The sequence below is a fragment of the Natronococcus sp. A-GB1 genome, assembly GCF_029688845.1.
GTDB lineage: Archaea > Halobacteriota > Halobacteria > Halobacteriales > Natrialbaceae > Natronococcus.
The window spans coordinates 102,404-119,758 of sequence record NZ_JARUKW010000004.1; the positions used below are offsets into that span (position 1 = coordinate 102,404).

Genomic DNA, 17,355 nt, shown 5'->3' on the forward strand with positions numbered 1-17,355 from the left:
CGACGACCCCGGATCAGACGCCGGCGTTCATTACCGTCGTCGTCCCGTCCTGCCGGACCCGGAACTGGTACCCCTCGTAGGTGAACTCGAGGGCAGCGTCGGCCGTCGCCCGCGGCGGCGAAGAGAAGAGATCCGCGAGCAGTTCGCTGACCGTGTAGTAGATCGGCGACAGATCCGTCACCTCACAGTCCTCGAGCTCTGCCACGAGTTCGGCGACTTGCGTCGCCGGCGTCTCCTGATCGGTGTCGAGCGTGCACCTCGTAATGACATCTCCGTTGTCCGTCGTGTTCATCTGAGTGTGCGTAGTACCGACCGGAGTTTCCCTAATCATTCTACCGGCGTATGCACGCATCGTTCGCCCGCTTGCGATTCCGGCAACGACGGCGACTGTGGCCACTGCCTGCCGAACATTGATACCGATTTCGACGCATTGCTCGATCGTATGGGCTATCGAGAGGACGCCATCAACGCCGCTCGACGAACCGTCTACCCGCAGATCCACTACCTCTTGCGGGGGACCTTCGGCGGGTACGCCGTCACACACACGACCTCCAACGAATACGTGCTGACCGCCCAGTGTTCCGAGGAGGAGATCGAGGCGCTGCTCGACGACCTGGGCTTTTCGCGTAACCCGATCTCCGCGGTGAAGGTCCGAATGGACGGCAACACCGCCGAGGGATCGTGGGTGTGGCGGCCGTCGCCGCTGGCGTCGTACCAGCTTCACGTCATCCTCCACGAACTCGAGAACGCCGAGGGTGTCGACATCTACGCCCACTGGGAGTGTTCCTGGATCCGCCACCCCTACAGACACTACGTCGCCCGCGGCTACGACGCGGAGAAGGGCGTCGACCTCAGTCAACGCTGGCTGATCGACGACGACGGCGAGACCCTTCGAGGAGAGGACTGCGACATCCGCTACGAGGTCGACGGCTCGTTCAGCCGGCGAGCCAGCGAGTACTTTTCGCTGTCGTACTACCGCGTCAAGGAGCTTACCGCCTCGATCAGCTCTCGAGTGCCGTTTGTCGACGGCGCCGCCGACGACTACATCACAGAAGCCGAAGACGGCCGCGACACCCTCTCGCCGCGGATCACCGACCGCTTCTAGAGCTCGCCGTCCCGGATCCGGCGCTCCGCTTCCTCGAGCGCCGCCTCCCGGTCGAACGACTCGAGGATCGTCCGGAGTTCGGCCTCCTCCGCTTCCGCCAGGTCCCGCGCGTGACCGGTGACGTTCGGCACCGCGCGAATGATGTTGTCCACGATCGGGACCTCCGCGATCCGGGGCGACCGCGAGAGCGGGTTGAGGTCGATCACGATCTCGGTCTTGCCCATCGCCTCTAAGGCCTCCGCGCGGTCGCCGTCCTCGAGCGGGACGACCACGACGTCGGCCGCGTGGATCCCGTCAGCGTCGACCTTCGCGCGCTGGTGGTCCAGGTTCGGGATCCGGGCGTCTGCCTCGAGCCCCTTCACGTCCTCGGCGCCGTGCTCGCGGAGATGGTCGGCGATCGCCTCGATCCGCTCCGGGGTGCGGTTGAACAGGTTGACCTCGAGGTCGGCGCCGACAGCGTCGGCCAGCTCGACCATTTCACCGGGCACCAGCGCGGCGACGTTGCCGTTGATCGAGAGCACCGGCCGATCGGCGAGCAGCAGGTGGGCCGCGGCGGCCCGTTCGGCCTCGTCCGCGCTGGGAATCGTCTCCTCGCCGAGCAGGTAGTCGAAGGCGCTGCCCCGCCCCTCCGCGTGCATCCCCTGCAGGTGGGTGATCCCCTTCTCGACACCTTGTTCGATCCGATGGCGGGTAAGCAGGTCCTGGTATCTCGGGTGGTCCTCCGGGATCTCCTCCTCGTGTTCGACGTCGGCGGAGACGGTGTCGTAGTCGGTCATGATCGATCCCTCGAGACCGTCAATGAAAAGCCGACCGATCCCTACTTCAGCACCGCACCCGAGGGGTGGGTCCGGCAGACGGACGGTTCGTAGCCGACGTCAGAGAGCCCGGTCCCAAGTGCGAAGACCGTCTCTCCGAGCATCGCCATCGACGCCTGCCCACCGGATTCGGTCACCTCCTCGATAGTCGACTCGAGCGTCGGCGTCAACAGCTCGGCCTCGCGGGCGAACCGACGGGAGACGTTCATGAAGCACTCGAGGGTGGGCTCCTCGACGAGCCGCGACAGCGCCGCCTCGCCGGCCCGCGAGAGCTTCGCCGTCTCGCCGGCGAGCACGTCGGCCGTCGAGAGCTCGCCGAACGCGACGTACTCGATCCGTGATCGGGCGGGAACCGCGTCGAGTTCGTTGACCGCGGGCCCGCCGGGCTCGAGTCGGATCGGGATCCCGCCCTGGGCCTGGGCGACGACGTCGCCAAGCCCCGTTCCGGCCTCGACCTCGGCGGCGTGGGCGACCGCAACGAGTTCGTTTCGCGAGCGCCGCCGCTCGAAGACCTGGTTCGCTGCGAACGCCGTGCCGAGCGCCATTGCCCCCGAGACGCCGAAGCCGGCTCCCAGCGGGAGGTCGGACTCGGCTTCGACCCGGGCCGGCACTTCGAGCGCCTCGAGGACCGTCCGTACCGGATCGATCTCGATCGGTTCGCCGTCGAGGATGACCGTCGTCTCGGTCGCGGGTTCGACGGTCACCTCGACGCCGTCGGTCAGAGTCAGTCCACCCCCCCGTGAGCCGGCTTTCGTCGGGTCCTCGTCCGGATGGGCGCTGAAGAATCCGGTTACGTGGCCCGGCACGAACGCCGTCGCCTCCTCGCGCATCACCACCCGGTTGTCACTCGCCCGGTATAACGTTACAGGTTCGACGGCGGCGGCTCAGGACACTTCATGGTCCCGGCTTTTCCGTTCGGAGTGTCAAGGAACGCGCAATGAACGCACAGTCCTCGCCGCGGCCCGTCGACCGGGCGGCCAGCAGCGATAGCGAGAGTCCTCTCCCCGAGGACGGGTGGGGCTGAGTGATGGCGACGAACACGGAACCCAGCGGTTTCGGCCGGTTCTTCCAGCAGTACACGAAGACCTGGATGCACGCCGTCGCGACGGCCGGACTCACGGCGTTCGGGCTCCTCTCGTTCGTCCACCGCGGGTTCGTCCTCCTGGCGCTTGCCTGCTACATCGTCCCGCCGATCGTCCTCTATATCACGCGACGCGGCGACGACGCGAGCGGAAACTCGATGTCGCCGACGGACGCGGCGCTCGCGGAGCAGGACGAGCCGAGCCAGGAGAGGCGAGACGACCCCGAGGCTCGATCCGCTCCGGAGTCGGGAACCGACTCCCTCGGCCCGCCGCCGGCCGAGCGGGACGCTCGATCCGACTCTTCGAGTGGGGACGGACGGGAGTCGCTCGAGGACTCGCCGACGGACGACCGCGAACCGGAAGCCGAAACCGAACCCGAGACGCAGTCGGAGCCGGCTCCCTCGAGCGAGCCGACGCCCGACGCCGAACTGTCGACCGAGTCGGCAGGTGCAGCCGCGCCGGAACCCGACCCGAACGAATCGGCCGGCGAGGTCGAACCAGCGGCGGCAGATGCCACGTTGTCGTCCGAACCGCACGACGAAGATGAGACCGATTCCGAGCCCGAACCCGAGTGGCGACACGCGGACGCACCCACCGACGCGACCCTGCTCGATGCCGCGGTCGCGGGCTCGAGCGCCGTCGCTGTCGGCGAGGGCGGCGTTGTCACGATGACGGACGGCGAGGAGTGGTCCATTACCCTCGAGGACGGGCCCGCCGCCCAGGGACAGGCGCTACACGGCGTCGATGCGACCGAGGACGGCGAGGTCGCCTGGGTCGCCGGCGACGGTGGCGCCGTCGGCCGGCTCGAGCTCGACTCGGGTCGCCACACCGACTTCTCGGCGCCCGGCGACCGTACTGACAACCTCGCGGGGATCGCAGTCGCGGGCGCTGCGGGCGACGAGACGGTCCTTCTGATCAACGGCTCGGGCGAGGTACTGGGCGGCCGGTACCGCGACGGCGACTGCAGCTGGGACGAGCCCCTGCAGCCAGGAAGTGGCTCGAGCCTGAGCGACGTCGTCCTCGACGGCGAGGTCGGCTACTGCTGTGACACGAACGACGGCGTCTTCGCGACCGACGACGGCGGCGAACGCTTCGAAGCGATCGGGATCGACGACGCCGACGGCACGCCGACCGGGCTCGCCGCAGGGGAGGACGACTCCTGTCACCTCTGTACCGACGCCGGCGTCGTCCACCGCTACGACGGGTCGCGCTGGACTCCCGAGCGGGTCTGCGAGGACGCGCTGTCGGGGATCGCTCGAGCCGGAGACCGGCTCGCCGTCTGTACCGCCGACGGAGCGATTTACGAGCGCGACGACCCGACCGACGACTGGGAACGAGCCGACGCGGACGCGGAGGTGGGGCTCGAGGCGATCGCGCTCGGCGACGAGTTGGGCGTCGCCGTCGGCGGCGAGGGGACGACGATCGAGCGACGATGAGTGCCGTCCGAGAGCGTATCGACGACGAGCGACGAACGACGACAGTCGCGGACGAGCGGTCGACTACGATTGCTATGAGGAGGCCCTAAGAGATGCCGACCGGAGGGATCGCACTCGCGGCAGACTTCGCGCTGTTGATCGCCGCGGCAACTGTACTGAGCTATATTGCCCGGCTGACAGGGCAGCCGACGATCGTCGCCTACATCATGACCGGCGTCGTCGTCGGCCCGATCGGTCTCGGGATCGTCACCGAGGACCAGCTGATCGAGGTGATGGCCGAACTCGGGCTGGGCTTCCTGCTGTTCCTGCTCGGGATCGAGATGCGCTTCGACGACATCAAGGAGATCATGCGCCCCGTCGGGGCGATCGCCGTCGGGCAGGCGATCCTGCAGGCGATCGCCTCGACGAGCGTCGCGCTCCTGCTTGGCTTTACGCTGTTCCAGTCGCTGATGATCGCGCTGGCGACGACGTTCGGCGCGACGCCGATCATCGTCAAGGTGCTCGGGGACAAGGACGACCTGAAGACGCTGTACGGCAAGACCGACATCGGCATCCTGATCTTCCAGGACATCTACCTGGTGATGGCGCTGGCGATACTGGCCGTCGGCACCGTCGACAACGTCACCGAGGTCGCCTTCAACATCGGACAGGTGCTGTTCCTGATGGGCGTCATCGGCGTCGTCGCCTACCTTGCGAGCAAGTACTTCCTGCCCGCGCTGTTGCGGGCCAGCGCGGCGAACAAGAGCACGCTCTTTACGGTCGGCATCGCCTGGGCGTTCCTCTTTATCTTCACTGCTGAAATGCTCGACCTCTCCGTCGAGATCGGCGCGTTCCTTGCGGGGCTCGCGCTCGCACAGCTACCCTACAGCACGGAGCTCAAAGAGCGGATGCGGCCCGCGACGAACTTCTTCATCGCGGTCTTCTTCGCGAGCATCGCCCTCCAGATGGAGGTCGACCAGCTGCTCGCCTACTGGCAGGAGGCACTGATCGCGAGCGTCGCCCTGATCGTCATCAACTTCTTCATCGTCTTCGGGCTGTTCTACAGCCAGAACTTCGACATGGAGACCTCCTTCCTGGGAACGATCTCGATGCTGCAGGTCAGCGAATTCTCGGTCGTCCTGGGTGCCCTCGCCGTCGAGGAAGGGTTCATCGAGGAGGGGCTGCTCGGCTTCTTCAGCCTGATGGCGCTCGTCACGATGCCGATCTCGACGTACTACGTCCGGTACAACCGCGAGATCTACGCGTACGTCAAGCCGTACCTCGAGCGCTTCGAACGGGACGACCCCATTCAGGCCGAGCCGGTCGAGTACGAGAACCACGCCGTCGTCGTCGGCTACAACCGACTCTCGAACGAACTCATGAACGTACTGGACGAACACGTCGAAGACATCGTCGTCGTCGAGGACCGGGCCGAACACGTCGAGGAGCTCAAGGAGGCCGACTACGGCTTCATCTTCGGCAACGCCAGACACGGCGAGATCCGCCAGGAGGCGAACCTCGCCGGCGCGGAGGTCCTGATCACCGTCGCCGACCGGGTCGACGTCAACGAGCGCCTCGTCGAGGAGTCCCCGGAGACGCTTTCGATCGTGCGAGCCAACACCGAGCTCGAAGCCACGCGGCTCACCGAGGCCGGGGCGGACTACGTGGTCATGGAGCGCGGACTCGTCGGCGAGGAGCTGGCGGACCTACTCGGGACGCTCGACGACCGCGAGGCGTTTGAGGATCGTCTCGAGGAACTCAACGCGCGGGCCCGCAGCGAGCCGAGGCGAGCGGGCGAGCCCGCCAGCACCGGAGGTGGGACCGATGTATGAGATCCTGTTCGCGCTGACGCTGATCTTCACCGTCGCGGCGGGGCTGTTGCTCGTCGCCGCCCAACGGGATCTCCCGGTACTGCCGTTCTACCTGCTGGCGGGCGTTCTCATCGGCTTCGCGATCGACGAGAGCGAACTTCTCGATCTCGCCCAGTGGGGAATCGCCTTCCTCGTCTTCCTCTTCGGCACCCACGTCGACCTCGAGGCGTTCCGGTCGACCGGGCGAACGAGCGTCGCCATCGGCGTCCTGCAGGCGGTCACTATCGGCGGTCTGGCCGTCGCCGGCGCGCTCGCGTTCGGCGTCGACCCGCTGAACGCCGTCTACTTCGGCGTCGCCGCGGCTCTGAGTTCGTCGCTCGTCGCGACCAGCTACCTCGATACCGACGAGGGCGTTCGACCGACCCACGCGCAGGTCGCCGAGTCGATCCACTTCACGGAGGACCTGCTCGGCGTTCTGGTCGTGTTGGGTCTGAGCGCGTTCGTCTACGCGGCCGAACCGGCCCCCACCCAGCTTGCGGTCGGCGCCGGGCTGTTCGCGCTCGCACTCGGCGTGCGATACCTCGCCTTCCACCGCATCACGAGCAGGCTTCAGGGAGATTCGGAGGTGATGATGCTGTTCGGCATCACGCTCGCGATCGGCTTCATCGCGCTCGCCGAGGCCGCAAACCTCTCGATCATCGTCGGCGCGTTCGCCGCCGGGATCGCCGTCGCCGACGACTACCCCCACTCGCTCGAGCTGGTCGACACGATCGACGACCTCGAGGACTTCTTCACGCCGATCTTCTTCGTCACTGTCGGCGCCCTGCTGGCGATCCCGACCGTCGAGACAGTCGGCTACACGGTCGCGCTCGTCCTCGCCGTGGTCGTTCTCAACCCGCTGATCGTCGGTTTTCTCCTGCTCCGCGGGGGGTTCGACGGGCGGACGGCCGTCATGACGGGGCTAACGCTCGACCAGGTCAGCGTCTTCAGCCTCTTCATCGCGATCGAGGCGCTCGTCGCCGAGACGATCGCGCGGCCGCTGTTCGACGCGATCGTCCTCTCGGCGGCGATCACGTGGATCGCGGCGACGTACACGGCCCGCAACGCCGAGGAGATCAACGGCTGGCTCCGCGAGCACGGAGTCGTCCGCGCAGTCGGCAAACCGATCGGTGAGAAAACGGACGTCGACGACGATCTCGAGGATCACGTCATTATCACCGACTTCGAACACGGTGGCGAGCACGTCCTCGAGGCCTGCTCGGAGCTCGATCGACCGGTCGTGGTCGTCGAGGACAACCCGACGCGGTTCGACGACATCCGCGAACTCGCTGACAACTACGTCTACGGGGACGTGCTGAACGAGCAGACCTGGGACGTGGCGGGACTCGAGACGGCGGCGCTCGTCGTCTCGCTGTCGCCCGAACTCGCCCGCGCCGAGGCGATCGCCGACCTCGAGGGCGACACGCCGCGGGTCGTCCGGATCGATTCGGCCGACGACGCGGAGGCGTTCCTCGAACGCGAGGCAACCGGTGTCGTCTACCCCGAGGCGATCACGGCCGAGCGGGTCGGCGACGACCTCGAGGCGCTGCTTACCGACGAACTCTCTCACGAGGAGTTCGTCGGGCGCAGCCGCACGTTCTTCGAGGACCCGCCGTACCCGGATCAGGAATCGTAGCGTACCGGTTGCACATTGAGAGTCGTCTCGACGTTCAGGTATTCGGACGCCACGGCGCCGATCCGGCGGCTGCGTTCCTGTATGGACTCCGTGAGAAACACGATCCCTCCAAGGCAGCGTTTTTCGTCGCTCAGTTTGGCTATCGGACTGTCCCTGTCCGGTTCGGGTTGAACGACCGAGGAGACTCAGTCGAACGAAGCCTCGTCGAAACGTGGTTTCATACGCTCGACATCCGACTCGAGCGTTTTCGCAACTCGTAGATGGAGCAACAAAACGTCGTGATACGCTTTGATCGACAAACGACGGAGCACCGTGCAGACGCTGTCAGCCGAGAGTTGATGCCGACAGAACGGTCGGAGAGAGTCCCAGTTTAGGCAGACGACTCCACTACACGGTGTTCCACGCCCAATCTGTCTCAGTCGTGTTTGAGCGACTCGTGAGGAGAGAAGACGTACCTGTCGTTGCTTCCACGTATACGCCGACAAAGGCGATACAAGACGTTCAGGAGGCGGAGAGCGCTACCTGTCGATCTCTCCGGTGTGCGATGTCGATTCCGCGGTGGAAAAACGAGGTGGGACACGTTCAGGGTTTAGTTCGCTCATACTCTCTGCCCGCAGTTCGTCGGGGTCGTACTCTCCGTTCAACAGTGCTCCGAGGCTGTCGGCGAGCTGGTCGGCTGCAAGGAGATCCGGAACGATGACGTACGTAGCCCCTCGCTCGATGAGTTCGGCGGCCATTGGGAGTTCTCTGGTCCGGACGATGACGTCGACGGTATCGGAAAACGACAGGAAGTACTCCGTGAGGGACTTCGATTCGGCCGTGGAGACGACCAATCGCGCCGATTCGAGGTTGGACGCGTCCGTCGTTTCCGGTTCGATCGCGTCGGCGAACACGTAGGCGTCGCACTCGGCCCGGAGGTCGGGCAGTGCCCGCGGGTTGTTCTCGATGACGACGTAGGGTTGGTCGATCTCCTCACAGAACTCGACGAGTCGTCGACCCTGCCGGCCGTACCCAACGATGACGACGTGGTCGGAGATGTCCTCGGGAACGGAGTTCCAGTCGTCAACATCGTGGCGCGGCTGACCGAGCCAGCCACGATCGACCATAACTTCGTAGATCTCCTTGTCGTACGTGTGGGTAAGGTTCGAGAGGATCATCGACACCGCTGCGGCGAGGATGATCGCCTCGAACACCGGATCAATCAGGAATCCAAGGACGAGCGCCTCGATGGCTACGATGACGCCAAACTCACCGACGTGGTCCAGATTGAGTCCCGTAATCGTCGCCGATCGCCTGTCGTACCCGTTGTACACGAGCAGGACGCCGATGACGATCGGCTTGATAACGACCGTCAGGATGACGAGTCCGAGCGCGATCGTCACGACGGGGACGAAGGGGGCAAGACCAGTCGACGGATCGCTCACTACCGCGCTCAGTGGGGGGAGCGTGACCAGGGCACCAACGGTGGCGAAGAAGATCGCAACGAAGAACTCCTGGATCGATTCCAGCCCGTTGAACACCTCCGAATACTCGACTGGGTCATCTCGGATTGCCAGTCCGGCGGCGAACGCGCCGACGACGATCGAGGTCTCGAGGAACTCCGCTGCAGCGAGGAAGGCGATCAACAATGCGACGATGCTGACGAGCATCGCCTCGTCGGAACCGCCGGCGAGGCGATCCATGATACCGAACAGGTACCGGTTGATGACGATCGCCGTGCCGAGGAGTATGACACCGTATCCGAGCTGTGTTGCGATCGGATCCAGTGCGAAGACACCGGCGCTGACGATGAGTAACAGCACCACTGCCAGAAAGTCGTTGACAGAATTGATCTCGCTCGAGAGATAGTCGTGAACGATGTCGGACTGTGGCTCGGTAAACAGTGCGGTGCCAACGATCATCGACGAGAGCGCAGCCGCGATCCCGACGAAGAGCGCCTGTTCGATCGTCACCGGGTCTACGAGTCCTCCGCCCGGGAGGATCCCGGACTCCAGTGCGATGCCGACCACGAACGCGAAGGCGACGCCGAGTACGCCGAGGACGAGTGCCTGAACGATCGCGACGACTTCGGTATCCGAGATGACTGTACGGACGTGTTTCGTCTGAATCTGTACACTGAAGGTGAAGACGAGGAACGCGATTCCGAGCCGGGCGAGCTCGAGCATCAGTTCCTCGTCGATGATATCAAGCTGTCCGACGAATAACCCCGCCAAGATGAGGGACGGGATGACCGACAGCTGCAATCCCTTCGCGATCAGCAACAGCGGTCCGGCGACGACGAAAAGGATCGCCATCGCGGTAAGCAACGTGACGTCAGTCATCGTCACCACCTACTCGATCCGTGATGTCGGGGAACAGCTTCCCGCTTCGCAACAGCTCCATGTCGGCGGCGACCTCTCGGTCGAAGGTCGATCTGTTCTCGAAGTACGACTCGAGGTAGTACGATGAACTGGACGACGCCGAGCTGTGGGGCCAGAATAACGTACTCGGCGCCAGCATCGTACAACTGCTCTGCCTCCTCGGCAGTTCTGGCCTCGACGAACACAGTCGTCTCCTCCGTTGTCTCTCTGAGCAAGATCTCGTTAATCTCCCTCTGATCCGACGACGAGAACACGAAGTCGGCGTACTTCACGCCGGCGTCCTTGCGAATCTTCTCGTACTGGACGTCACCGAACAGGACATCGTACCCCGCGTTTTCGACCGCTTCGACGTGCTCGACGTTTCGGTCGATGACCACGATCTGGTCGTACTGGTCCTCGAGGATTCGCAACGCCCTGCGTGCAATCTCGTCGTAACCGATGACAACGACGTGGTTTCGATACTCCGTATCAGCTGGTTGGACGGGATCAGATTGCTCCCATCGTGAGAGATACGGTTCCACGCGCTCGAACAGCTGTCGGTTGTACTGGATGAAGTACACCGACACGCTCATCGTCATCAGCGCGACGAGGGTGATGAACCCGAGCTCAGCCTGGCCGATAAACGGTGGCTCGCTCTCGACCGCAGCGACGGCGACGACGATCCCGAACTCACTGACCTGGATCATCCCGATGCTGCCGAGGAACGTCGTCTCGAGATCGAACCGCTGCCAGTTGAGAAGCGTGAAAAACACGATGAATTTGACGATCATCAGTCCGACGGCGACGACGACCGCTTCCTGCCAGTACGCGAGGAGATCGCTGGCTTCGAAGTCGAGGGCGACGGAGACGAAAAACACCATCACGAACAGGTCCGTCAATGGGTTGACGCGGCCCTGGAGGTCCTTGCTGTAGGGCAGCTGGGCGATCGCCAGCCCGGCGAGGAACGCCCCCATCTCGATAGAGAGGTAGGCGTCGATTCCGATCGGTGACAGGAGGACGTTGATCTGGTCGGAGACGAGGACGAACAGAAAGAGCCACGAGATCGCGACGAGAAAGAGCAGCCTCGTGTCGTCGGCGATTCGTCTAAAGAGCGACGGGAGCACGTATCGGGACGCGGCGATCGCCGCGACGGTAGTGATCGAGACGAGCACCATCACGATACCAAGTGTTACCGCGACGTCGGCGACACTTTCGGGCCGGCCTGCGGCCAGCACTGCGAGAATAATGACGACGACGATGTCCTGGGCGAGGAGTACGCCGACGTCGATCTTGCCGTGCAGCGACGTCGCCTCGCCCTTGTCGTTGAGCATTTTGATCACGACGGCTGTCGAACTGTACACCACGGCCAGCCCGATGATCACCGCCTCCTCGAATGAAAACGGGAGGAGAACTGCAAAACCGAACCCAACAGCTCCGACCGCGACCATCTGTGGAATCGAGATCTTGACGATCGGTGCGATGAGATGGCGAATCTCGCCGATTCGTATCTTGATACCGAGCAAAAATAACAGAAACGCGAGACCGAGTTCGGCCATCGTGTCCGTGATGATGCTCGGCTCCACGAGCCCGAGTCCGACCGGGCCGATCACGACGCCGGTAAGAATGTATCCGATGATCGTCGGCTGTCCCAATCGAACCGCAAGAACCCCGACGAGTGCAGCAGCGACGAGAATAATAGCCACATCACTCGCGAGGCCGACCTCGACCATCTCTTATTTCACCACTACCTCTGCTTTCCTTGAAGCGCTGAAAAGTCCACCGCATGATCCACCAAGGACAAAGACGGTGATCGGTTGGTGCTTACCGTACGGAACGGCGCCGGTCAGGCGGCTGAGTACGCTCCCCTTTAGAAGACTCGGATCTTCGTGCGTTTCGGAATCGCTACAGAGGACGTCGGTCCGACGAACTCGATCTCCGTTGCGATCGCAGTGCTGACCGCGCTGCTTACCGACGAGGTCTCTCACGAGGAGTTCGCCGGGCGAAGCCGCACGTTCTTCGGGAACCCGTCGTATCCAGATCGGCGGTCGTCGTTCACCGCTTGCACATTACGAGTCGGAACGTATCTATCCGGAATACCTACTGTTGACCCACTGTGTCATTGTCTGAGTTCGGTCGTTGTTCTCTCGTGCCGTTCACTCATCGGTCCGTACGGCTGATTCGGGGCGCGACGGATCGAAATCTAACGACTGCGGCTCGTCCGACTCCCGTCTCGGATAGGTGGTACTCGTGAGCGACAGCGAAGGCGAACTCGCCCGGAACCTCGGCTTCACCGAGGCGATGACGATGGGCGGCGGGACGATGATCGGCGCCGGCATCTTTATTCTCCCCGGAATCGCCGCGGAGGGCGCTGGCAACCGGGATGCCGATCGCCGGCGGCAGCTACCACTACGTCAACCGCGCGCTCGGCAGCCTCTTCGGCAGTATCGTCGGCTGGGGGATGTGGACCGGGCTGATGTTCGCGAGCGCGTTCTACATGATCGGGTTCGGCCAGTACATCGTCGAACCGATCCCGCTTCTCAGCGGGCGAGCACTGGTAGTTCTGTTCGGCCTGCTCGGCCTCGCGTTGCTCGTCGGTGTCAACTACTACGGCACGGAGGAGTCGGGGTCGTTCCAGAACATCATGATTGGGCTGGAACTCGTCGTGATCATCGTCTACCTCGTCGTCGGCTTCTTTTACATCGACGCCGCGAACCTCGAGCCGTTCGCGCCGACGGGACCGAGCGGGATCATCGCGACGACCGGACTCGTCTTCGTCACGTTCCTCGGCTTCGAGATCATCGCGACCGTCGCCGAGGAGGTCAAGAATCCGGGGAAGAACATCCCGCTGACGATGATCCTCTCGGTCGTCTCGGTGACCCTGCTGTACGTAGTCGTCATGATCGTCAGTACCGGGGTCGTGCCGTTCGACGAACTGGGTGACTCGCTCGTTCCAGTCGGTGACGTCGCCGAGGTGTCGATGGGGGTCGCAGGCGTCGCCGCGATCGTCGCCGCTGCGGCGCTGGCGGCGATCTCGAGTTCGAACTCGTCGGTGCTCGCTGCGGCGCGAGTCGTCTTCGCGATGGGGCGGGACAACCTGATGCACGACTGGCTGAACACGACCCACAACCGTTTCCGAACGCCCCACCGGGCGGTCATCGCGACGGGACTCCTGACCGGTCTGCTGGTCGCCGCCGGCCTGCAGGTGGAAGCGATCATCGAGGTGCTGGCCGAGGTGGCCAGCTTCAGCTTCCTGATCGCGTACTCGCTGGTCCACGGTGCCGTCGTCGTCATCCGGCGCGCGGAGCCGGAGGACTACGAGCCGGACTTCGAGATCCCGAGCGTCCTCTACCCGTGGGTGCCGATCGCCGGCATCGCGCTCTCGATGCTGGTCATCACACAAATGAATCTCGCCGTCATCGGAATCGGGATCGGAATTATCGTCCTCGGGATCGTCTGGTACTTCCTGTACGCTCGACGCCAGGACATCGACCAGAGCCTCGTCGGCGACGCGATCGTCAACGGGTCGGAGGGGAGCAGCCTCGACATCGACGAGGAACGGTACAGGGTCATCGTTCCGATCGCGAACCCGGAGACCCAGAAGAACCTGCTCCGGCTCGCCGCGGTCAGCGCGCGGACCCACTCCGAGGGCGAAACGCCGGAGATCGTCGCCGTCAACATCACCCGGGTTCCGACCCAGACGGCCCTCGAGCAGGAACTCGAGTTCGAGGAGCAACGCGTCGAAACGCAGCGCGAACTGCTCGAAAGCGCCCGCGAGGCGGCCGCTGATCTCGACATCAGTCTGCGAACGCGGGCGATTCTTGGACGCGACATCGGGCAGACGCTGCTGACGGTGCTCGAGGAGGAAGCCGCCGACCAGGTGGTGCTCGGCGACCGCGGACACGGCCGGCGGACGAAGGAGTTCATCTTCGGATCGACCATCGACCCAGTGCTGAAAAACGCTCCGTGTGACGTGACGATCGCCAACCTCCGACACGACGAGATCGGCGACGCCGTCGCGCTCGCCGGCCCCGGTCCGCATGCGCCGGTGGCCGCGCGACGCGCGGCCGAGTTCGCGACGCTCTCAGGAACGACGCCGACCCTACTGAACGTCCAGTCGCCCGCCGATGGCGAGGATGAGGACGACGACCCGATCGCGCAGGGCGAAGCCGTGATCGAGGACATCGCGGAGACGGCCGGACTCGAGCCGGAGAACTACGAGAGCAAGGTTCTCGTCTCCGAGGACGCCCAGTCGGCGATCCTCGAGGAGGTCGATAGCTACGACACGATCTGCGCGGGCGTCTCGGAGAAGAGCAGCGTCTCGAAGATTCTGTACGGCTCGATCGCCGAGACGGTCCAAGAGCAGGCCGACGGCAACGTCGTGATGGTCCGCGGACCCTACGAAACGCACTGGGCGATCGGCGAAGCGGTCGCCGAACGGCTCTCGGCGTAGCCGGAGCGGTTTCGATCGCTCGAGTTCGTCATTTTTTACGATTGTTCCGGACGCTACACGCAAAACCAGCTATGTGCGTCCGAAACGCGTCTACTCCTCGGATCTGACCGCAATGGATTCAGAATACGTAGTGGGCGACCTCCTGTGACCCGCAGTGAGGACACTCGTCGTGGTCGTCGTCGAGCTTCTGACCGCAGTTTCTGCACTCGTACAGCTCTGTGCTACGTCTACCGGTTCGTAGCGCATCGAGTACCCCCATCCGTAGTAGACGTTGTTGGTATACCATCATTAATCCCACTCTCGATTCTGGAACGGGAGATAAGAACGAGATGCACATGCATGAGCTGCGACATCGTATAGTCGTGGGAGTCGCGATTAGAGGTCGTCGCTCCCGACACCGATTACGAGAGGGTCGCGATTCGGTCGGTGACGGGTGCTGCCGGTTCTGTGGAACTCGCTCCGTTCGTTCCGCTGGCTCGCCACGTCCTCGCCCTTATGGGCTCAGACGTTGGCGGTCTCGAGGAAACGCACTCGCGCTGCGCACTTGTGGTTTCCACGCGCTCCCAGAGACTTCGCCTACGGGCTCAGTCTCTGGCGGTCCTGCAAGGCGTGGCTCTCTACGTTCGCCACGCCTTGCTGGCCCCCAGGTTTGTCGCCTACGGCGACAAACGCTGGCGATCTCGCGGGAATAGCGCGGGACCTTCGGTCCCGCGAACACCCATGCGACCGTTACGGCGAAAGCCGCTGCCGGTCGCGTGGGAACAACACAGCCTCCCGGATGTTCTCGAGGCCCAGGATCGTCATGATCAGGCGCTCGCCACCCAGCCCGAAGCCGGCGTGGGGCGGCATGCCGTACTTGAACATCTTCGTGTAGTAGTCGAACTGCTCGGGGTCGAGGCCCTGCTGCTCGAACCCTTCGATGAGCTGCTCGTAACGGTGTTCGCGCTGGCCGCCCGAGACCAGTTCCATACGCGGGTGCATCAGGTCGAAGCCCGTCGAGAGCTCCTCGTCGTCGTCGTGGTCCTGGATGTAGAACGGTTTGATCTCGCTCGGCCAGTCGGTGATGAAGTAGTGGCCGCCGACGTCGTCGCCCAGGGCCTTCTCGCCCTCGGTCGGCAGGTCGTCGCCCCAGACGAGCTGCTCGTCGAGTTCACCCGTCGCGTTGATGCGCTCGATGGCCTCCTCGTAGCTGAGTCGTGGGAACTCGCCGTCAGGTACCTCGAACGAGTCCTCGAGACCGAGCGCCTCGAGCTCCTCGCTACAGTTCTCGTTGACGGCCTCGTAGGCGGCGGTGACGACGCCCTCGGCGACGTCCATCGCGTCGTGTTCGTCACAGAACGCGCCCTCGAAGTCGATCGAAGTCGCTTCGTTGAGGTGGCGCGGCGTGTTGTGCTCCTCGGCGCGGAAGATCGGACCGATCTCGAAGACCCGCTCGACGTTCGAGCCCGCGATCAGCTGCTTGAACAGCTGCGGCGACTGGTTCATGAAGGCCTCCTCGCCGAAGTAGGTTATCGGGAAGAGTTCGGTGCCGCCCTCGGTCCCGGTGGCGACGATCTTCGGCGTCGTGATCTCCGTACAGCGGAACTCGCGGAACGCATCGCGGGCCGCGCGCAGGATCTCCGAGCGGATCTCGAAGATCGCCTGGACCTCGTCCTTTCGGAGGTCGAGCGTGCGGTTGTCCAGTCGCGTCGAGAGCTCGGCGTCGACCTTTCCGGAGGGATCCAGCGGTAGCTCGGGGTCGGCGGGGCCGACGACCTCGAGCGACTCCGGCGTGACCTCGACGCCGGTCGGCGCGCGCGGCTCCTCCTCGACGGCGCCCGAGACCTTCACGACGCTCTCGCGGGAGACGCCGAGACCGGTCTCGACGAGCTCGTCGTCCATCTCGTCTTTCTCGAATTTGACCTGAATCTTGCCGGTCGTATCTCGGAGAATCAGGAAGGCGATCCCGCCGAGGTCGCGGATCTCGTGTACCCAGCCGGCGACCGTCGCGTCGTCGCCCGGCTCGGCGTCGGCAGTGTAGGTTCTATCCTGCATACCACCCGATTCCGGTCGCCGGAACTTAAGCGCAATCGTTCGAAGTCGAGGTCTCGGCCGAGATCGAAACACCGTTCCCGTCGTCCGCCCGTCCGTGTCGCGGCCTCGCCCCGAGGACTCTTTGTGGCCTCCGTCGTACTGCCACCGCATGACGACCGCGATCAACGAGGCCGACCTCGAGTGGACCGAGTACGACCGGGGATCCTCACGGTTCCGGCGCAAGCAGCTCTCGAACGCCGTCGACGCGGCGGATCTGGGCTGTAGCCTGTACGAGCTGCCGGCCGGCGAGCGATCGTGGCCCTACCACTACCACACCGCCAACGAGGAGGCGATCTTCGTCCTCGAGGGCGAAGGGATCCTCCGGTGCGAAGAGGGAGAAAAGCCGCTCGAGGGCGGCGTCTTTGCGGCGCTTCCGGCGAACGAGGACGGCGGACATCAGGTCGTCAACGACGGCGACGGGGTGCTCCGGTATCTGCTGGTCTCGACGATGGCCGAACCCGACGTCACCGTCTACCCCGAGATGAACAAGTTCGGCGTCTTCGTCGATTCCCCGCCCGGCGGGGAGGGGGAGCGCTCGCTTCACGGCTACTACCGGCTCGACGAGGACGTCGGGTACTGGGAGGACTGAG

Annotated in this window: 12 protein-coding genes and 2 pseudogenes; 7 read left to right on the forward strand and 7 right to left on the reverse strand. The window is 64.3% G+C overall.

Going from position 1 to position 17,355, the window contains the following annotated elements; genetic code table 11:
- Positions 1 to 13: 13 nt before the first annotated feature.
- Positions 14 to 292, reverse strand: coding sequence for a HalOD1 output domain-containing protein (locus QA600_RS06330; protein ID WP_278291113.1), 279 nt, complete (start codon positions 290 to 292; stop codon positions 14 to 16).
- Between the two features lie 150 nt (positions 293 to 442).
- Here QA600_RS06330 and QA600_RS06335 point away from each other — a divergent pair, with 150 nt between their 5' ends.
- Positions 443 to 1,105 (forward strand): hypothetical protein, encoded by a 663-nt coding sequence (locus QA600_RS06335; protein WP_278291114.1) that lies wholly within the window; start codon positions 443 to 445, stop codon positions 1,103 to 1,105.
- Here the strand turns inward: QA600_RS06335 and QA600_RS06340 are convergent.
- Entirely contained in the window at positions 1,102 to 1,881 is a 780-nt protein-coding gene (locus tag QA600_RS06340; RefSeq protein ID WP_278291115.1) for a 4-phosphopantoate--beta-alanine ligase, read from the reverse strand. The genes QA600_RS06335 and QA600_RS06340 overlap by 4 nt on opposite strands.
- 41 nt (positions 1,882 to 1,922) lie before the next feature.
- A complete protein-coding gene (locus tag QA600_RS06345; protein WP_278291116.1) occupies positions 1,923 to 2,750 on the reverse strand; it encodes a pantoate kinase in 828 nt (275 codons plus the stop codon).
- Between the two features lie 197 nt (positions 2,751 to 2,947).
- Here QA600_RS06345 and QA600_RS06350 point away from each other — a divergent pair, with 197 nt between their 5' ends.
- The 4 genes and pseudogenes from QA600_RS06350 to QA600_RS06365 form a co-directional block, all read left to right on the forward strand.
- On the forward strand, positions 2,948 to 4,438 hold the full coding sequence (locus QA600_RS06350) for a hypothetical protein (protein ID WP_278291117.1): 1,491 nt from the start codon (positions 2,948 to 2,950) through the stop codon (positions 4,436 to 4,438).
- Positions 4,439 to 4,530: 92 nt separating this feature from the next.
- Positions 4,531 to 6,249, forward strand: coding sequence for a cation:proton antiporter (locus QA600_RS06355; protein ID WP_278291118.1), 1,719 nt, complete (start codon positions 4,531 to 4,533; stop codon positions 6,247 to 6,249).
- Entirely contained in the window at positions 6,242 to 7,903 is a 1,662-nt protein-coding gene (locus QA600_RS06360) for a cation:proton antiporter (RefSeq protein WP_278291119.1), read from the forward strand. Before QA600_RS06355 ends, QA600_RS06360 begins: the two co-directional genes overlap by 8 nt.
- Before the next feature lie 26 nt (positions 7,904 to 7,929).
- Positions 7,930 to 8,160, forward strand: a pseudogene (locus QA600_RS06365) (IS6 family transposase); the annotation flags it as partial.
- A 261-nt stretch (positions 8,161 to 8,421) separates the two neighbouring features.
- On the opposite strand, the gene QA600_RS06370 reads toward QA600_RS06365, so the two are convergent.
- The gene (locus QA600_RS06370) at positions 8,422 to 10,224 is read right to left on the reverse strand and encodes a cation:proton antiporter (RefSeq protein WP_278291120.1); all 1,803 of its coding nucleotides are present in this window, start codon (positions 10,222 to 10,224) and stop codon (positions 8,422 to 8,424) included.
- 2 nt (positions 10,225 to 10,226) lie between these two features.
- Complete coding sequence (locus QA600_RS06375) at positions 10,227 to 11,972, reverse strand: cation:proton antiporter (RefSeq protein WP_278291121.1); 1,746 nt, start codon at positions 11,970 to 11,972, stop codon at positions 10,227 to 10,229.
- 517 nt (positions 11,973 to 12,489) lie between these two features.
- Here QA600_RS06375 and QA600_RS06380 point away from each other — a divergent pair.
- Positions 12,490 to 14,692, forward strand: a pseudogene (locus QA600_RS06380) (amino acid permease).
- Positions 14,693 to 14,810: 118 nt separating this feature from the next.
- Here QA600_RS06380 and QA600_RS22800 read toward each other — a convergent pair.
- Together QA600_RS22800 and aspS are read right to left on the reverse strand one after the other, a co-directional pair.
- Complete coding sequence (locus QA600_RS22800; RefSeq protein WP_345782010.1) at positions 14,811 to 14,951, reverse strand: zinc-ribbon domain-containing protein; 141 nt, start codon at positions 14,949 to 14,951, stop codon at positions 14,811 to 14,813.
- A 470-nt stretch (positions 14,952 to 15,421) separates the two neighbouring features.
- Positions 15,422 to 16,726: an aspartate--tRNA(Asn) ligase gene (gene aspS / locus QA600_RS06385; RefSeq protein ID WP_278291122.1), complete on the reverse strand. Its 1,305-nt coding sequence runs from the start codon at positions 16,724 to 16,726 to the stop codon at positions 15,422 to 15,424.
- A gap of 148 nt (positions 16,727 to 16,874) precedes the next feature.
- Between aspS and QA600_RS06390 the strand changes: the two genes are divergently transcribed.
- Entirely contained in the window at positions 16,875 to 17,354 is a 480-nt protein-coding gene (locus tag QA600_RS06390; RefSeq protein ID WP_278291123.1) for a cupin domain-containing protein, read from the forward strand.
- The last annotated feature ends 1 nt before the right edge of the window (position 17,355 follow it).

Coding starts and splice junctions, on each gene's coding strand:
- QA600_RS22800 (WP_345782010.1), bottom strand. CDS start 14,951: ATGGGGGTACTCGATGCGCTACGAACCGGTAGACGTAGCACAGAGCTG.
- QA600_RS06335 (WP_278291114.1), top strand. CDS start 443: ATGGGCTATCGAGAGGACGCCATCAACGCCGCTCGACGAACCGTCTAC.
- QA600_RS06340 (WP_278291115.1), bottom strand. CDS start 1,881: ATGACCGACTACGACACCGTCTCCGCCGACGTCGAACACGAGGAGGAG.
- QA600_RS06350 (WP_278291117.1), top strand. CDS start 2,948: ATGGCGACGAACACGGAACCCAGCGGTTTCGGCCGGTTCTTCCAGCAG.
- QA600_RS06390 (WP_278291123.1), top strand. CDS start 16,875: ATGACGACCGCGATCAACGAGGCCGACCTCGAGTGGACCGAGTACGAC.
- QA600_RS06375 (WP_278291121.1), bottom strand. CDS start 11,972: ATGGTCGAGGTCGGCCTCGCGAGTGATGTGGCTATTATTCTCGTCGCT.
- aspS (WP_278291122.1), bottom strand. CDS start 16,726: ATGCAGGATAGAACCTACACTGCCGACGCCGAGCCGGGCGACGACGCG.
- QA600_RS06345 (WP_278291116.1), bottom strand. CDS start 2,750: ATGCGCGAGGAGGCGACGGCGTTCGTGCCGGGCCACGTAACCGGATTC.
- QA600_RS06370 (WP_278291120.1), bottom strand. CDS start 10,224: ATGACTGACGTCACGTTGCTTACCGCGATGGCGATCCTTTTCGTCGTC.
- QA600_RS06355 (WP_278291118.1), top strand. CDS start 4,531: ATGCCGACCGGAGGGATCGCACTCGCGGCAGACTTCGCGCTGTTGATC.
- QA600_RS06360 (WP_278291119.1), top strand. CDS start 6,242: ATGTATGAGATCCTGTTCGCGCTGACGCTGATCTTCACCGTCGCGGCG.
- QA600_RS06330 (WP_278291113.1), bottom strand. CDS start 292: ATGAACACGACGGACAACGGAGATGTCATTACGAGGTGCACGCTCGAC.